The organism is Agrobacterium rosae (genome assembly GCF_002915175.1).
GTDB classification, from domain to species: Bacteria; Pseudomonadota; Alphaproteobacteria; order Rhizobiales; family Rhizobiaceae; genus Agrobacterium; species Agrobacterium rosae.
Genome location: NZ_NXEJ01000003.1, coordinates 268,404 through 285,456, shown reverse-complemented (window position 1 = coordinate 285,456; position 17,053 = coordinate 268,404). Strand labels below are relative to the sequence as shown.

At 55.9% G+C, this 17,053-nt stretch carries 14 protein-coding genes; 5 read left to right on the top strand and 9 right to left on the bottom strand.

The genetic code is table 11. The features are described from left to right. Window positions 1-172: 172 nt before the first annotated feature. The 6 genes from CPJ18_RS07095 to CPJ18_RS07070 all read right to left on the bottom strand — a co-directional run bounded on the left by CPJ18_RS07095 (window position 173) and on the right by CPJ18_RS07070 (window position 8,400). Window positions 173-1,327, bottom strand: coding sequence for a mandelate racemase/muconate lactonizing enzyme family protein (locus CPJ18_RS07095; RefSeq protein WP_103657523.1), 1,155 nt, complete (start codon window positions 1,325-1,327; stop codon window positions 173-175). Between the two features lie 24 nt (window positions 1,328-1,351). Beyond that, window positions 1,352-2,560 (bottom strand): D-mannonate dehydratase ManD, encoded by a 1,209-nt coding sequence (manD, locus tag CPJ18_RS07090; RefSeq protein ID WP_103657522.1) that lies wholly within the window; start codon window positions 2,558-2,560, stop codon window positions 1,352-1,354. 4 nt (window positions 2,561-2,564) lie between these two features. Continuing rightward, complete coding sequence (locus tag CPJ18_RS07085) at window positions 2,565-4,262, bottom strand: ABC transporter ATP-binding protein (RefSeq protein WP_103657521.1); 1,698 nt, start codon at window positions 4,260-4,262, stop codon at window positions 2,565-2,567. Beyond that, window positions 4,262-5,410, bottom strand: a complete 1,149-nt coding sequence (locus CPJ18_RS07080; protein ID WP_103657520.1) for an ABC transporter permease — start codon at window positions 5,408-5,410, stop codon at window positions 4,262-4,264. The genes CPJ18_RS07085 and CPJ18_RS07080 overlap by 1 nt, the downstream gene beginning before the upstream one ends. Beyond that, complete coding sequence (locus CPJ18_RS07075; protein ID WP_103657574.1) at window positions 5,407-6,393, bottom strand: ABC transporter permease; 987 nt, start codon at window positions 6,391-6,393, stop codon at window positions 5,407-5,409. Before CPJ18_RS07075 ends, CPJ18_RS07080 begins: the two co-directional genes overlap by 4 nt. 69 nt (window positions 6,394-6,462) lie before the next feature. Next, window positions 6,463-8,400 carry an ABC transporter substrate-binding protein gene (locus CPJ18_RS07070; protein WP_103657519.1) on the bottom strand — a complete coding sequence of 646 codons (1,938 nt, stop codon included), beginning with the start codon at window positions 8,398-8,400 and terminating at the stop codon, window positions 6,463-6,465. A gap of 167 nt (window positions 8,401-8,567) precedes the next feature. Between CPJ18_RS07070 and CPJ18_RS07065 the strand changes: the two genes are divergently transcribed. Beyond that, a complete protein-coding gene (locus CPJ18_RS07065; protein WP_077105513.1) occupies window positions 8,568-9,254 on the top strand; it encodes a GntR family transcriptional regulator in 687 nt (228 codons plus the stop codon). Between the two features lie 465 nt (window positions 9,255-9,719). Here CPJ18_RS07065 and CPJ18_RS07060 read toward each other — a convergent pair whose 3' ends face one another. Genes CPJ18_RS07060 through CPJ18_RS07050 form a run of 3 tightly spaced genes read right to left on the bottom strand, consistent with a single transcriptional unit; the run spans window position 9,720 to window position 12,505 of the window. Continuing rightward, entirely contained in the window at window positions 9,720-10,859 is a 1,140-nt protein-coding gene (locus CPJ18_RS07060) for a mandelate racemase/muconate lactonizing enzyme family protein (protein WP_077105514.1), read from the bottom strand. Between the two features lie 13 nt (window positions 10,860-10,872). Beyond that, a complete protein-coding gene (locus tag CPJ18_RS07055; protein WP_245445364.1) occupies window positions 10,873-11,766 on the bottom strand; it encodes a dihydrodipicolinate synthase family protein in 894 nt (297 codons plus the stop codon). Window positions 11,767-11,785: 19 nt separating this feature from the next. After that, window positions 11,786-12,505 (bottom strand): GntR family transcriptional regulator, encoded by a 720-nt coding sequence (locus tag CPJ18_RS07050; RefSeq protein WP_103657517.1) that lies wholly within the window; start codon window positions 12,503-12,505, stop codon window positions 11,786-11,788. 114 nt (window positions 12,506-12,619) lie between these two features. On the opposite strand from CPJ18_RS07050, the gene CPJ18_RS07045 reads away from it, so the two are divergent. From CPJ18_RS07045 to CPJ18_RS07030, 4 genes are read left to right on the top strand one after another with little or no spacing between them, the layout of a single operon-like run. Then, on the top strand, window positions 12,620-14,212 hold the full coding sequence (locus CPJ18_RS07045; protein WP_103657516.1) for an ABC transporter substrate-binding protein: 1,593 nt from the start codon (window positions 12,620-12,622) through the stop codon (window positions 14,210-14,212). Between the two features lie 22 nt (window positions 14,213-14,234). Beyond that, entirely contained in the window at window positions 14,235-15,293 is a 1,059-nt protein-coding gene (locus tag CPJ18_RS07040) for an ABC transporter permease (protein ID WP_042615811.1), read from the top strand. Between the two features lie 4 nt (window positions 15,294-15,297). Further along, window positions 15,298-16,212, top strand: a complete 915-nt coding sequence (locus CPJ18_RS07035; RefSeq protein ID WP_103657515.1) for an ABC transporter permease — start codon at window positions 15,298-15,300, stop codon at window positions 16,210-16,212. Further along, a complete protein-coding gene (locus CPJ18_RS07030; protein ID WP_103657514.1) occupies window positions 16,205-17,053 on the top strand; it encodes an ABC transporter ATP-binding protein in 849 nt (282 codons plus the stop codon). The genes CPJ18_RS07035 and CPJ18_RS07030 overlap by 8 nt, the downstream gene beginning before the upstream one ends.

Sequence of the window (17,053 nt, the reverse complement as noted above, 5' to 3'; positions counted from 1 at the left end):
GCGGTCCCGCTTCATGACACGGGAAACCATCGGACAAATGAGCGATGATCCGATCATCAGCCTGCCAGCGGCAAGCGGACCCATTCCCGGCTCTGTCCGGAAGGCACGGCGAACGCCGAAGCTACAACACGCAATAGGACACGATCATCGAAAATATTGCACGTGACGAAGCTCACCAATTCGTGACAGAGCCATCTCGCCGCTTCAAATGCGGTGCCTCCCAGAATTCAAAACTTTGTTTTGCCAGTAGCTCTTCATTGACCTCCACCCCGAGGCCCGGCACATCCGAGACCGGATAAGACGAACCTTCGAGCCGTGGCTGTATTGGGAAGAAGTCGGAGTTATCGAAGCCAAGATGAGTTTCCGCCGGACTGTTACGGGTTTCCAGCCACGAGAAATTTGGCACCGCGGCACAAAAATGGAGTGTCGCTGCAGTACAGACTGGGCCAAGTGGATTATGCGGCATCATGTCCACGTAATGGGTTTCACTCCACGCCGCGACCTTCATTGACTCTGTCAGGCCGCCAACATTGCACACATCCAGTCGGTTAAATTGGTGGATGTCACGCTCAATGTAAGGCTGGAACTGCCATTTAGACGCAAACTCTTCCCCGATGGCAAAGGGGACGTCGGTCATCCGTCGTAGTGCCTCATAGGCTCCAGGCGACTCGTCACGAATGGGTTCTTCTAGAAAATCGAGCGTGCCTGACGGCATTTTCTGACAGAAACTTGCCGCTTCCGCGACCGTCAGCCGATGATGGTAGTCAATACCCAGCACAACATCTCCACCGAGCTCCTCTCGAGCTTTGACCAACCACTTTGCCGTTGTCGCGATATGCTCGCGTGGTTCGTAGATTTCCTTTTCTTCATGCCCTGAAGGCGAAAGCCGCATGGCGGTCCAACCATGCTCAACAAGCATTTTTGCCTGGTCGATCATCTCAGGACCAGGGGGGGCGAATGTTGTAGCAAAGGTGGAAATCCGGTCGCGTTGCTTACCACCGAGCAGGTCGTAAACCGGCACACCCAGCGCCTTGCCTTTGATGTCATACAGGGCGATGTCGATTGCCGAAATCGCCGCCTGCAGCACGCGTCCGCCTTCGAAATACTGGCTTCGATACATTTCTTGCCAAAGCGCGCCGATTTGAAACGGGTCGCGTCCCGTCAGAAATTCAGCGTAATGTTCAAGCGCTCCGACGACAGCTTTCTCACGACCGGACAGACCGCTCTCGCCCCAGCCAAAAACACCTTCGTCGGTTTCCACTTTGACCAGCAGTTGATTGCGGATGCCGACCTTGACGGCATAGGTCTTGATTCCTGAAATCTTCATTTCATCTCCTCCAAACTTTCTTGCCTACCAATGCCAAAGAGTACCGTCCTCAAGACGGTTTACCGGCAGATAGGCGCGCTGGTAGGGGTATTTCTCGGCAAGCTTCTCATCGATATCGACGCCATGGCCGATCGCGTCGCCCGGATGAAGGTAACCGTCCTTCAAGCTCCATGCGCCCGGGAAAACCTCAAGAATCTTCGGCAAATAGCCGGAATATTCCTGGATGCCGAAATTCGGCACCCATAGATCGAGATGCAAATTGGCACCGAGGCAAATCGGCGACATGTCCATTGCTCCATGGCAGGCAGTGCGCACATTGTACACGCTGGCAAAATCCATGATCCGCCGCAGCGCCGTGATGCCGCCGGCATGTACGCAGGTGGTTCGGATATAGTCGATCAATTGCTCTTCCATCAAAAGGCGTGCATCCCAGATGGTGTTAAACACTTCGCCGACGGCAAGCGGCGTCGTCGTGTGCTTGCGGATCAGACGAAATCCCTCCTGGTGTTCCGCTGCGACCGTATCCTCCAACCAAAACAGCCGTGCAAATTCCAAATCCTTGCCCACGCGAGCGGCCTCGATCGGTGTCAGCCGGTGGTGCGCGTCGTGTAGAAGCTCGATATCCCAGCCGTGCGCTTCGCGCACCGCTTCGAAGAGTTTCGGGATATGGCGCATATATTTGGAGGTCGACCATACCTCTTCGTGTGGGACGGCATCATCAACAGCGTTGTTGGTCACCGTCTTGGCACCTGTACCATAGACGTCCGGAAGGCCCGGGATGCCGACCTGCACGCGGATAGCCTTGTAGCCTTCATCGATCCGCCGGCCCACAGCGTCAACGGCCTCGGCAATTGTCGTTCCCTGCGCATGCGTATAGCACAGCACCTTTTCCCGGCTTGCTCCCCCTAGCAACTGGTAGAGAGGCATATTTGCGGCCTTGGCTTTGATATCCCAAAGCGCCGTATCGATCCCGGCGATCGCAGCCATAGTCACCGGGCCACGGCGCCAATAAGCGCCCTTGTAAAAATACTGCCAGATATCCTCGATCCGGGCTGGGTCCCTTCCGATCAAGAGAGGGGCTAAGTGATCTTCAAGATAGGCGACCACAGCCTTCTCGCGACCATTCAAAGTGGCATCACCGACGCCCGTCAAACCCTCGTCGGTGAAGATTTTGACCGTCACGAAATTACGGCCGGGCGAGCAGACAACAACTTTTACATCGGTGATTTTCATGGACTTATCCGTTTACTGAAACATTAGGCGCGACGTAGCGAAAACGGTTGTGAATGCGCCGGTCGCGTGGGTCTGGATGGGGAATGGCGGAGAGCAGTGCCCGGGTGTAATCGTGGTTTGGCCGATTGACGACCTGGTCGGTATCGCCGGCCTCTACGATTCGTCCGCGATACATGACCGCGACGCGATCGCACATATATCGGATGACTGACATATCGTGGGAAATGAAGACATAGGAGAGACCAAGCTCGTCCTGAAGCTTCATCATCAGATCGAGGATTTGCGATCGCAAAGAAACGTCCAGTGCCGAGGTCGCCTCATCCGCTACGATCAGCCGCGGCTTGACTGCAATGGCGCGAGCGATGCCAATGCGCTGCCGCTGACCGCCGGAAAAAGCGTGCGGATACCGTTCGCGCCACGCCGGCTCCAGACCTACCTGCTCCATCAATTCTGCGACCCGGTCATCTCGTTCGGCCCCTCGCATCCCGGCGAGTTTGAGCGGTTCGGCGATGATCTGCCCGACGGTCTTGCGGGGGCTGAGCGAACCGACCGGGTCCTGAAAGATCATTCGCACCTCGCGACGAAGCTCCTTCAACTGCGGCTTGTCTGCGGTGCGTAAATTAATATTGCTTCCATCGGCGCGACGGTAGTTTATTTCACCTGCTTGCGCATCGTAGATCCTTAGAAGGCAACGACCCATCGTTGTCTTGCCGGACCCGCTCTCACCAACGATACCCAATGTTTCACCGGGTCTCACAATCAACGAAACATCATCGACCGCCTTTAGTCCCGACGGAAACGTCAAGGACATGTTGCGAACCTCAAGCAGCGGTGTCGCATCGGCGGCAATGTCTGCACGCGTCAGCCTGATATCGGCTTTGCGTTCCAGTCGGACCACCGAACTTATCAAGCGTTTGGTATAGTCATCTTTGGGCGCATGAAACACGTCCTCGACACTGCCGTGTTCCATGACCTTGCCACGGTACATGACGAGGACCTCGTCGGCGATCTCGGCGACAACACCCATGTCATGGGTGATAAACAGCACGGCCATGCCATGTTTTTCTTGAAGGCGCTTGATCAGATCCAGAATTTCTGCTTGCGTAGTGACATCGAGAGCCGTTGTGGGCTCGTCGGCGATCAGAACCTGCGGATTGCAAGCCAGAGCCATAGCGATCATCACACGCTGGCGCATGCCACCTGAAAACTCGAATGTATAGCGATCTATAGCGGTTTCAGGACGTGGAATTTCCACTTGATTGAGTAGTTCCATAACCCGTTCGCGGCGCTCCGCCTTGGGCGTGCCGAAATGGATGCGTAACGCCTCGCCGATCTGCTCGCCGATCCGGTGGACAGGAGACAGTGAACTCATCGGCTCTTGAAAGATCATCGCGATCTCGCGTCCGCGGACACTGCGGATGTCTTCGCCGCGCGGATTGAGTTTAGCGAGGTCAACCTGGCTGCCGTCCTGTCTCGCCAGCAGGATTGAGCCACCTTCGATTTGCCCCGGTCTATCAACGATCTGCAGGATCGATCGGGCGGTGACGGATTTGCCGGAGCCGCTTTCGCCGACGACACACAGCGTTTTGCCGCGCTTCAGTTCAAACGACACGCCATCGACAGCCTTGAAGATGCCGGTGCGGGTTTTGAAGTAGGTTTTCAGGTCTTCGACCTTGAGGATGGTGTCGTTGGTCATAGTCATTACACCATCTCGTAAGGATCGGCGGCGTCACGCAGTCCGTCCCCGAGGAAATTGAGGGAAAGCACAGCGATGACGATTGCTGCCGCGGGTGTGAACAAAAGCCACGGTGCCTGCGCTACCGCGCGGATATTCTGCGCTTCCTGCAGAAGCACACCCCACGAGATGATCGGTGGCTGCAACCCGACTCCAAGGAACGACAGCGCCGTCTCGGCAAGGATCATCGTCGGGATGGCGAGTGTCACGGTAGCGATGATGTGGCTCATGAAGGACGGCACCAGATGGTGGAAGATTATCCCGATCTCACTCATCCCGTCGAGGCGGGCAGCTGTGACGAAGTCCTCGTCGCGAAGCGACAGGAATTTGCCGCGGACCTCACGAGCCAGATTGGTCCAACCGAGCAATGAAACGATCAAAGTGATCACGAAATAGGTGCGCAGTGGTGGCCAGCCGACCGGGATTGCGGCGGCCAGCCCCATCCACAACGGGATGGTCGGAATCGATCGTAACAACTCGATGACGCGCTGGACCGCCATATCAACCCAGCCGCCGAAAAAGCCTGAAATACCGCCGATGGTGACACCCAGAACAAGGCTCATGGCTACCCCCACCAGGCCGATGGACAGAGAAATGCGAGCACCGTAAACCACGCGGGAGAAGATATCGCGTCCGAGACGATCGGCACCCATGATATAAAGACTGTCGCCCGGCTTGGGATTAACGAGCCCAAACAGTTTTGTCTCGATTGGTATGAAGCCAAGCATATTGTAAGTCGGTGAAGGCACAAAGAAACCAACGGCGACAGGCTTTGCCGTATCAGCTTCGAACTCGCGACGCATGCTCTCCTTATTCAGCGTCATCTTCAACTGGTCCACATGGGGCATAAACGAGCCCTCATGAAACAACGACAACCCTTGAGGTGGCGCGTAGGTGAAACGGGCATTGGTCGCGTTCGGGTCAAGCGGTGCGATGAAATCGGCAAAGGCTGCAACCAGGTACATCAGGCAGATAACGACGAGACTGACAAGCGCGATCTTGTGCTTCTTGAATTTGAGCCAGAACAGGCGCCATTGGCCCGCAACGGCAATGTCCTTGCCGCGCAGGTCAAGGGTGGTGACGGTGTCGGGAGGAAGCTGGGAAATATCGGTCATGTCAGTCTTATCCGCGGATCGGTCATGGCAAGCAGGATGTCGGAGATTAGCGTGCCGATGATGGTGAGGACAGAAATCAGGAGGATCAACGAACCGGCCAGGTACATGTCCTGCGCCAGAAGGGCACGCAAAAGTAGCGGTCCGGTCGTGGGTAGGCTCATCACCACCGAGACGATGATTTCCCCCGAGATGACGGCGGGTAGTATCCATCCGAGCGTCGAGATGAGCGGGTTGAGCGCGAGGCGCACTGGATAACGTAGCAACAGTTCAAATTCGGACATACCCTTTGCGCGGGCGGTGGTGACATAGGGCTTGGAAAGCTCGTCGAGGAGATTGGCGCGCATGATGCGTACCAGTGCCGCGAGGGACCCCAAGCCGATGACGATCACCGGCAGCCAGACATGGTTTGCTAGATCGAAGAACTTGCCAAAACTCCAGCCAGCATCCACATATTCCGGGGAAAACAGTCCGCCGACGCTCTGACCGAACCATACCGACATCACATACATCGCGCCCAACGCCACCAGAAAATCGGGGACGGCCAGGAAGAAGAAGGCTAGAAATGTCGCAAAATAATCAGTGATGGAATATTGCCGCACCGCCGACATGATACCGATCGGAATCGCGACTGCCCACACAAAGCAAAGCGTCAGTAGCGAGAGCATCAATGAAAAGCCGAGACGGCTCCAGATCAACTCGGTGACAGGTTTGCCGAGTTCGAATGATATTCCGAAGTCTCCGCGCAACAGGATACCGGCCATCCATTTGTAATATTGGAAATACATCGGCTGATCGAGACCATACCGTTCACGCATGGCCGCAACCGTACCTGCTTCAACGGCACCGCCTTGACTTGCCCAGTCAGCCATAAGCGTCGTCAGGTAGTCGCCCGGCGGCAGTTGGATGATGATAAAGGCGATGATCGAGACGGCAAAGAGTGTCGGAATGGCAAACACCAGCCGTTTGGCGATATAGCGAAGCATAACAATGACCATTGATTGGCGGGGGATGTGGCCGGAGGCATCTGCGTCTCCGGCCGTTGGCAGAAGCCCTTATTTGGCCTTGTCGAAATACCACTGCGACAGGGTCGGCGCTGGATGCCAAAGGTTGCCGGTGATCGGAATACCATCAACGACATTCTTGAGGTTCTTCGACACCATCATGTATTTCGGCATAGGCCGCGAAATGCCGATGTTGAGGAAGTTGTCCGCCGACAGATTAAGGAACTCCTCCATCTTCGCCTTGCGATCGTCGTCGGTAACGGCAGCGTTGACCTTGTCGTAGGCGGCCATCAGTGCCTTGACGTTTTCAGGCGGTTCCTCGCCGGCTTCATGGTTGGCATACCATTCGGCCCAGCGCACCGCAAAGAAGATGTCCGCTTTCTGGAAAGGCATGTAGCAACGCGGATCGGTATAGACTTCCGAAAGGCCACCGACGCAGTTCCAGATATAGGCATCCTGCTCGTTGGCGCTCCACATGGTGTTGAGGCGAGCACGATCGGTGGTGCGGATCTGAATGTCGATACCGACGTCCTTGGCGTATTGCTGCACCATCTGCATGACGTCCGGGTAGGAAAGCCCGAAGACGTCGGCAACCATGAAGTTGATGGTGAAGCGCTTGCCGGTCTCGTCTAGCCGGAAGCCCTCACCGTCTTTCTTCGGCATCAGTTTGTCAAGTTCGGCATTGGCAGCTGCCGGATCGTATTCGGTGTATTGTGTCGCTTCTTTCTCGTTGAACAACTCATGTTCAGGCTGCACTGCCACCTGTGCAGGAGCACCCTGCCCGACATAGACAAGATCAATGATCTCCTGACGATTGATGGCACGGCTTAAAGCTACGCGGAAATCCTTGTTCTGGAACACCTTCTTCTTCACGGGGTCGGTGGAGTTGAGGTTAAGCAGAATGACCGCATCGTTGGCTGGGAGGTCTTTCACGTCCACAAAACGATATTTGCCGCTCTCTTGGCCATCAAACAGCACCGACTTGAACGTGGCATTGTTGATGTGTCGGAATGCAAAGTCGAATTCGCCAGACGTCATCTTCAGTGCCATCAGCTGCGGGTCATCGAGCTTGGCCCAGGTAATGTTGTCGATGTAGGGCAACTGGTTGCCTGACGTATCGACCTTCCAATAAAATGGATTGCGTGTCGCAGCCACACGCTCACCATCGGCGTAGGGAACTGTCAGGATCCAGGGATTGAGCGTCGGCAAGGCAAGGTTCTGCCAGAACGGCGGCTGGAACGTCAGCGAGACCTTCGAATTGAAAAGTGCCACCCAGTCACCGGCCGCAGGGTTGGCTTTCAGGAGCGCCGGGATGCCGTCCTTGTTGTACTTCTCGTGAAACTGGCTGAGATAATGCTTGGGATAGATTACAGGTAGGTGGCCCTGGCCGTAAGCAAGCTGCTGCAAGAAGAGGCCGTAGGGGGCATCAAACTTGAACTCGACCGTCTGCTCATCGACCTTGCGGACCTTAACCGGCTTACCGGCGACGGTAAATGTCGGGTTTTTGGCCGGCGACAAAGCCGGGTTCATGAAAACGTCCTCATACCAGAACAGGATGTCATCGACAGTGAATGGCTGACCATCACTCCACTTCAAACCCTTGCGCAGGGTGAATGTGTAGGTAGTCGCATCTTCGGAAGCCGTGAATTTTTCGGCGAGCGACGGCTCGACTTTGCTCCATTTCGGATCCCAACGAACCAGAAGCTCATTGGCGATCGTGCGGGTGAGATTGTACTGGTCTCCATTGGCGAGGATCGTGGTGCGAAGCGTTCCGCCATATTTTCCGACGCCGTCTACCATTGTCTCGACAAACGGGTGCTCCGGAAGACGCTCGTTCACCGACGGTAATTTGCCCGCTTTGACTTTTTCATCCAGATTTGGCGCTTGTTGGAAATTCTGCGCGAATGCTGCGCCTGACCAACCAAAAACGACCACTCCCAATAACCCCGTCGATACGACGAGGCTATGCAGCATGCGCTGATAGCTCATGTAAATCCCTCCACTTGGTAAGTGCCCGCTCCTCAGACACGTCCAGCAGACATCAGCCGCCTGGACGTCTCGAAACTTTCAGATCGTACATTATTTGTCAACAACGATGTGCGAAATGGTATATTTCGCACTTGGCATGCACCTGTGTTTTCGGCTAGAAACTTGCCATGAGCACACTTGTCCAACTACAGCGGTCAACGGAGGACGCAGATCTTGGCGAAGCCTCGATCTATGAGCGGATCCGTGACGACATCATTCAGGGCCGGTTCGTCGCAAATGAACGGCTAAAAGTTTCCGAACTTGCTGAACGGATGGGAACCTCGACTAATCCCGTAAGGGAGGCGTTACAGCAACTTCGTGGCGAGGGATTTGTCGTCATGATGCCAAACCGCGGCGCGCGTGTGCGGGCGATAGACGAAACTTTCGTACGCGATATTTTTGAGATCGAGGTTCTGATCGAGCCAGCCCTGACGCGTTGGTTCGTGGGCCTTGCAACCAAGGCTGATCTCAACGCCCTGGAAGATTTGCAGGCGCAGATGGAGATTTTGAATTTCGCCGATCCGTATGCCCATTCAAAACTAGACATGGCATTCCATCAGGTCATGTACGATCGTCACTACAATCGCCACGCGGTCGACTTATGGTGGCGACACCGGGAAATCCTTTCCGCCATCAGCCGGCAGTTCCCGACCTCACTGAGCCGTCAGACAAGCGTGATAAACGAGCATCGCGGCTTACTTAAGAGCATCGAGAGCCAAGATGCCGATGGCGCAGCGGCAATCATTGCCCAACACGTTGAGGGGTCGGGCCGGCATATCATCGAGCATATGCGGCTGATAAAGCGGCGAATGTGAATTTTCGCTCCGGTGTGGCCCAATCGTTCGACATCGATGAGAGCCGCGAGCTGCACGTTCAGAGGGCTGCAAAGATCTGCAAGGCATACGAGCTGGTTCGCTTGCAGGAAGTGTCTGATCGAGAGAAAGGGTCAACAAGGAGTTGGATGGCTAATCGAGTCAGACCCTTGGAACCATTTCCCGCTTAAATCCAGTGCGTGGGGGCACCGAATGAACGGTATGTCTGAACTGACAAGCTGCTGGATACGAAATCGAACGGCCAACTTCTTACCCGAACCAACCCTAGAGTGGAGAATTCGTGCCGCAATACCATTCGATTGGTGGTATCTGGGCGTTCGCATTGTACCTTCGGGACGGGCGTGACGGCGGCTCCTCACGCACACTGCGAGGTTTCAAACAATCATGAGGCTTGCACCTCATGATTGTTTGATAACGACCAACGTTGGCATACCGCAAATTTCACATTCAGGGATAGGCTGTAGATCCATCCGGTTTGTTCGTGATTTTGCGTTGCCAATGGATGTAGTCGTCCGTCAGCAAAGCTTTTTCGTCAATCTCGATCCCCCACCCTGGACGGTCGGGCCGTAACTCCATGTGTCCATCTACCGGCATGTAAGGATCGAGTGCCCAAGGCGCGTGAACATGCGGCTTGAACTCCAGGATCTGAAAATTCGGTTGGGCAGCGCAGAAATGGATATTGACTGCGGTCGCCAGCGGACCCATCGGATTGTGCGGTGCGACGGTGACATAATGCGCTTCAGCAAGCGTTGCGATTCGTCGCATTTCGCAGACACCTCCCACAACGCAGATGTCTGGTTGGATGATATCGGCACCCTGCGCCGACAGCAGCGACAGGAATTCGAAGCGGTTGTAGAGAGACTCACCTGTGGCGAGCGGCACGTTGACCTTCGACTTCAATTCTCGCCATGCTGGAATGTGCTCAGGGCGAATAGGCTCCTCGTAGAAAAGCGGGTCGTTCGGGGCGATCGCCGCAGCCAGCTGGACGGCCTTGTAAGGTTCGAAGATCTTGGCATGCGCGTCGAAGGCAAATTCGAAATGCGAGGGGGTGATCTCGCGTATTCTGCCAAACCAGTCGCCGGTCTCCTTGACCAATTCGCCCCACCTGCCCGTATGCAGATCACGGCGATACGGGCTGAGCTTGAACGCCGTGTAACCGTAATCTTCGTTGAGCTTCAGCGTCTGATCGAGCGCGTGTTCTGCATCAGGCGCAGTATAGACGCCACAGTATACGCGCACGCGGTCACGGACGCTGCCACCCAACAGCATGTATACCGGCAGACCCGCAGCCTTGCCAGCAATGTCCCACAACGCATGGTCGATCGCGGAAATTGCGGCAAGGCCCAGAGCTCCGGGAGGAAACCGGCATTGTTGATTGAGCTTGAGGACGAGATATTCGACACGGCGCGGATCTTCGCCTTCGATCTGGTGAAACAAGTAGTCGAGAAGTGGTGGCAGCGACCAGTCAGGGCCATGATTGTAACATTCGCCCCAGCCGCTGATGCCCTCGCTCGTCTCGATCTTGAGAAGCAGTCGCGGCCGCTCGTCCACGCGCTGCATGTAGGTCTTGATGCCAGTGATATGCACTAAAAATTCTCCCTCAAGCACCGTTTGCGTTGGAGCGAACGCGGTCCACGACTTCGCGCAGGATCTCACGCTCAGCGACGTTCAGTTCGACCACGCCTGGTACGCGCACAGGGCCGACGTCTGTCCCAAGCATGCCGAGCGCCTCCTTGACGACGGTGACGTTGGCACCATTATTGTATTTCGTGCGCAACGCTTCGAACTGAGCAATTCCATCGATTAGGCCGCGCGCCGCCGCATAATCTCCTGACTCGAGAGCCGTATGGATAGCGTGCGAACGCTCGGGAAATACGTTGACGAGCCCCGAGGTGAACCCGCGTGCGCCCATAGCGTAAAATGCCGGTGCCCAACCTTCGGCAAGTCCGCAAACCCAGATCGCCGGTGCGTCATGGGTCGCGCGGATCACTTCGGCCAAAAGCATAAGATTGGGCGAGGCGAATTTGATACCGGCAATATTGGGGTGTAGCGCCAGTTTGCGGAAATCATCTACGGAGAAGCCGTCGCTGCGCACGTAGGCAATAACTGGAATCGTGCAAAATTCCGCCAGTTCTAGAAAATAGGCCGCCTGATAAGCCGGTCCGGCAAAGGGATCCATGGGATGATGCCCCATGATCGCGTCGGCACCTGCGGCGATGGCGTCGCGTGCCAGCGCCTTTGCATCGGTCAGCGACCTGCCGACGGCCGCACTGACAAGAGCATTGCCGTTGGCAGCCTTGATCGTCGTATTGTGCACAAGACGGATCTCGTCCATCGTGAGCGTAAAAAACTCACCGGTATTGCCGGCCGCCATGAGGTTGTGGACCTTAGCTGCGGCAAGTCTTTTGATTAGCCATTCCAGCTTCTGTACATCAATCGAGCCGTCGCTCGCGTATGGTGTCACGGGAACGCCTGAGATCCCGGAAAGGGCCATTCTTACAGCCTGTAGTTTGTCAGTCACGCTCACTATCCTTCTGATTTCCAAATACGATGGACAGGTAAGTTTGGCCCGAACGCACGACATGGTCGCGCATTGAGCGCTCCGCCCTGCCCGCATCCCCGGCGACGATGGCGTCGGCGATGGTGACATGCTCCTCGAGCGCCTTCTGGCGCTCCGAAGAATCAAGGTGGATGACGCGACGGATGCTCGCATCATAAAATTGCTGGCGTTCGATCAGCTTGGATAGATAGCCGCACAGCGAACTCCTATGGATAAGATCGTGGAAGGTCTCGTTGAGCGCGATCAGACTGTCAGCGTCGCCCGACGTCGTTGCCTTGCGCATCAGATTGGCGGTCGCAACGAGTTCGACACCCGCCTTCTTGTCGATGCGCTTTGCAGCGAGATGGGCGATCATCGATTCCAGCGCAGCGCGCGCGAGGATCATTTCCTCTGCCCAACTGCTTGCGAACCGTATGACCACGCCGCGCCGCGGCAGGGCTTCAACCAAGCCTTCGGTTTCCAGCTGCCGAAGGGCTTCCTTGATGGGCGTAGTACTGACTCCGAACTGTTCAGCGAGGCTTCGCTCGTTGACTTTTTCGCCGGTTGCAAAACGCCCGGAAATTATGGCTGCACGCATCATCCGATGGACGTGGTCCCGTACGGTGACATTGAAGCTGGCGTCGATCTTTTCAAATCCCGCGCCACCGGCGGGTGTGTCCGAGCGATTGATCATTTCCCAAAATCCGTTGACGTGACGAGATTAATATGAGATCTGGTATATCAGATTTGATGTCCTTGTCGATAACAAATTTCTAGAAACGAGGTTGAGGAGCCTTGGGAGAAAACCATGTTGAAACGTAATTTTGTTGCCATCGTAAGCTCTGCGATGATCGCATCCTGCGGCATTCCTGCATTCGCAAAAACCCCATCGGATCAACTTGTCATCGCCATCATGATGACGACGATGCGCGGTCTTGATCCGCATGAGATCAACCAGCTCGAGGCTGCTGAGGTCGTCGCCAATCTTTATGATCGGCTTATCGAGCTGCCGGCCGACAATATTACAGTACCAAAGCCGTCGCTTGCGGAAAGCTGGACGGTGTCTGAAGATGGGAAGACATTCACTTTCAAGATCCGGCAGGGGGTGCGGTTTCATTCCGGCAATCCGCTAACTGCGAAAGATGTTGAGTGGTCTTTGCACCGGCTTGTGAAACTTGGGCTGGCACCGTCGACCGACCTTCGCCAATGGGGGTTTTCGGCAAAAAATGTCGATGCTTTGATCCGTGCGACGGATGACCAAACGCTAGTGCTGCAGACACCGGAAGTCTGGAACCCCAACCTCATTCTGTATTCTCTGGCCAGCTTCTCTACGTCGATCGTCGACAGCGTGTATCTGGCAAGCAGGGAAAAAAACGGTGACTGGGCGCGCAACTACCTCCAGACCCAGGACGCGGGCTCAGGCCCATATTCCCTGACTACATGGCGCTCCAATCAACTTCTGATCGCCGATGCATTTAAGGACTACTGGAAAGGTATGCCTGCCATGCGGCGGGTGTTCATGAGCCATATCCCTGAATCTTCAGCGCAGCGGCTTCAGATCGATGCGGGTGACGTAGACGTCGCGACGCGATTATCGTCGACGGACCTTTCAGGGCTTGAAGCTGACGGCAAAGTGTCGGTCCAGAAGGTACCCGGATTTGGCTTTTACTATCTGGCACTGAACCAAAAGGACGAGATACTTTCCAACCCGAAGGTTCGCGAGGCTTTTCGCTATCTCATCGATTATGACGGGCTCAGCAGCACCGTCATGAAATACTACGGCACCAAGCAGCAATCGATCATCCCGGCTGGCCTGCCGGGTGCAATGGCTGACAATCCCTACAAACTGGACATCGACAAGGCAAAACAACTGCTCACGGAAGCGGGCTATCCCAACGGTTTTTCAAAAGTCTATTTCGCTCAACCCGGAACGCCGGAATCGGAAGTCGGAATATCGCTTCAGAATAATGCCGCCAAGGCTGGGATCAAACTCGATCTGCAGATCGGTGACCAGATCGGCAAATTCAGGTCACGGCAATTCGAGCTGTTTTCGTCACGCACCGGCGATCGTCTTCCCGACCCGCATGCGGTTCTTCAATCTTATGCCACGAATGCCGACAATTCCGATGCAGCGAAACTCGCCGGGCTCGTCGCCTGGCGCACCGCCTGGGATGTCCCAAAAGACATACAGGATATGGTGATTGCGGCCGCCCACGAGATCGATCCGGAAAAGCGCAAAGCACTTTATGTACGGATTAACGAAGCCTATCTGCGCGCCTCACCAGCTCTCGTCACGTCATTCCAACGTACCGATCCCAAAGCCGTCCGCACAGAAGTGAAAGGTTACGTCGGACATCCGACATGGCTGACACGCTGGGACACCGTTTCCAAAAGCGAATGATTTGCGAACCAAGGACAGTGCAATGAGTATTTCACAGACCACATCTACTCCAGTTCCGAGCCATTCGCTTTTCAAGGCAGCGCGCAAAGTCGCCACCTCGGCGATCGTGATCCTGACGACATTGCTCGGTCTGCTCGTCATCACCTTCGTCGTTGGACGCATGGTGCCTGCCGATCCCGTGATCGCTGCCATTGGCGACCAGGCGGACCAGGCGACATATGACCGCGTCTACAAGGAAATGGGCCTTGACCGACCGATCTACGTGCAGTTCGCGAACTATCTCGGCAATGCCGTGCAGCTCGACTTTGGTCAGTCGAATATTACCAAGCAGCCCGTGGTTAACGATCTCGCCCGGGTGTTTCCCGCCACGCTGGAACTGGCGACCCTTGCGACATTGATCGGCGCCGGCCTCGGCGTCCCCCTCGGCGTGATCGCTGCGGTCCGCAAGGGAACATGGGTCGACCATGTTGCCCGCGTCGTGGGACTGCTCGGATATTCGACGCCCATCTTCTGGCTCGGCACGATTGTCATCCTGCTGTTTTATGCGCAACTTGGCGTTATCCCGCCCGGTGGCCGGATCTATGTTTATAACGAGGGGATTGTCGAGGCGCGGACGAATTCCGTACTTATCGACAGCCTGTTGGGAGGGCATTGGGATGTGTTCTGGAGCGCGCTGCACCATCTCATTGCACCGGCCCTGATCCTTGGTTACGCGGCGATGGCCTATCTCAGCCGCATGACACGCAGCTTCATGCTGGAACAGCTTCACCAGGAATATATCCTCACGGCCCGCGCCAAGGGTCTTGGCAAACGACCGATTATCTGGCGCCACGCCTTCCGCAACATCCGTGTGCAGCTTCTGACCGTCGTCGCACTCGCCTATTGCGGCTTGCTCGACGGAACCGTGCTGATCGAGACTGTGTTCGCATGGCCGGGGCTCGGACAATACCTGACCTCCGCCCTGTTTTTTGCTGACATGAATGCTGTCCTCGGAAGCGTGTTTTTGATCGGGCTGATTTCGATCGCTATCAACTTCCTGTCAGACATCGCCTACCGCTTTATCGATCCAAGGACCCGGTGAGACCATGACAAAATCAGGTACGTTCTCAAACCTCCACACCTGGCTAATCAATGAGGAATTTAGTTCCTCGCGTCAGGCCCGCCTACACAACATCTACATCGCGTGGCTTAGCTTGGTTGCCAATCCGCTTGCTCTGGCAGGGTTCGTCGTTATTGTCTTCCTGATCATCCTGGCAATTCTGGCACCTTTAATGCCGCTTCAGGATCCTATCGCTCAGGACTTCATGAAGGCACTGCAGGCGCCGTCGGCGGCGCACTGGTTCGGCACTGACGAATTTGGGCGCGACGTTTTCGCACGGCTCGTCTATGGCGGTCGTACCACGCTTTACATCGCCATTCTCGTGACCGTGATCGTCGGGCCAATCGGTTTCGCGATCGGTGCGACCGCTGGCTATCTCGGTGGCTGGGTGGATGTCGTGCTGATGCGCATTACCGACATCTTCCTCTCTTTCCCAAGTCTCGTTCTCGCACTTGCATTCTCTGCAGCGCTTGGTCCTGGCATTGAGAATGCGGTGATCGCCATCGCTCTGACGGTCTGGCCGCCAATTGCCCGCCTTGCGCGCGCAGAGACCCTGACGTTTCGCCATGCGGACTTCGTTGTTGCGGCAGAATTGCAGGGCGCCAGCATGGCCCGCATCCTGCTGCGTCATATCGTGCCTCTCTGCGCGCCATCGGTTATTGTACGTTTAACACTTAATATGTCGAGCATCATCCTTACCGCCGCAGGGCTGGGCTTCCTGGGTCTCGGCGCGCAGCCACCGCTGCCCGAATGGGGCTCGATGGCCGCTTCCGGTCGCCAGTATCTGCTGGATGCCTGGTGGCTGACGACTGTTCCGGGGATTGCCATCCTCGTTGTTAGCCTCGCCTTCAATCTGCTCGGCGACGGGCTGCGTGACATCATGGATCCCCGCAATGCATAAATCCACAGATACCATCCTGACCGTCGAGAAGATGTCGGTCGAATTTCCATCGCTTTCAGGTGCCGTCAGAGCTGTCCAGGATGTCTCCTTCACGGTCGGTCGCGAGAAGATCGGCATTATTGGCGAATCCGGATCTGGCAAGAGCACGACAGGCCGCGCCATTATGCGACTGCAACCACCGAATGCCTCGGTCAATGCCGATCGCCTCCAGTTTGAGGATATTGACTTGCTTCGCGCCACCGAAAACGAGATGCTGTCGATCCGCGGTCGCCGCATCGCGATGATCCTTCAGGATCCGAAATATTCGCTCAATCCGGTCATGAGCATCGGCGAGCAGATATCCGAAACGGTGATCCTGCACGAGGGAGCCTCGAAGAAGGAAGCACGCGAACGTACGCTTTCCATGCTGGAACGTGTTCATATCCGGGATCCGCAGCGTGTCTTTGATCTCTACCCGCACGAAGTCTCTGGCGGCATGGGACAGCGCATCATGATCTCCATGATGCTGATCGCCTCCCCTTCCCTGATCATCGCCGACGAACCGACCTCGGCGCTGGACGTTACGGTTCGCCAGCAGGTCCTATCGATCCTCGATGATCTCGTAACGGAAAGAAACATAGGTCTGATTTTCATCTCGCATGACCTCAATCTGGTCCGAAGTTTCTGCGATAGGGTGATCATCATGTATGCGGGCCGTATCGTGGAAACGATCGCCGCCGCCGATCTGAATCAGGCCAAACACCCTTACACCCGTGGCCTTCTCAACGCTTTGCCGAGCCTAGACCGTCCACGTGACAGGCTGGAAGTGCTGCGTCGCGATCCTGCCTGGCTGGAGAACTGA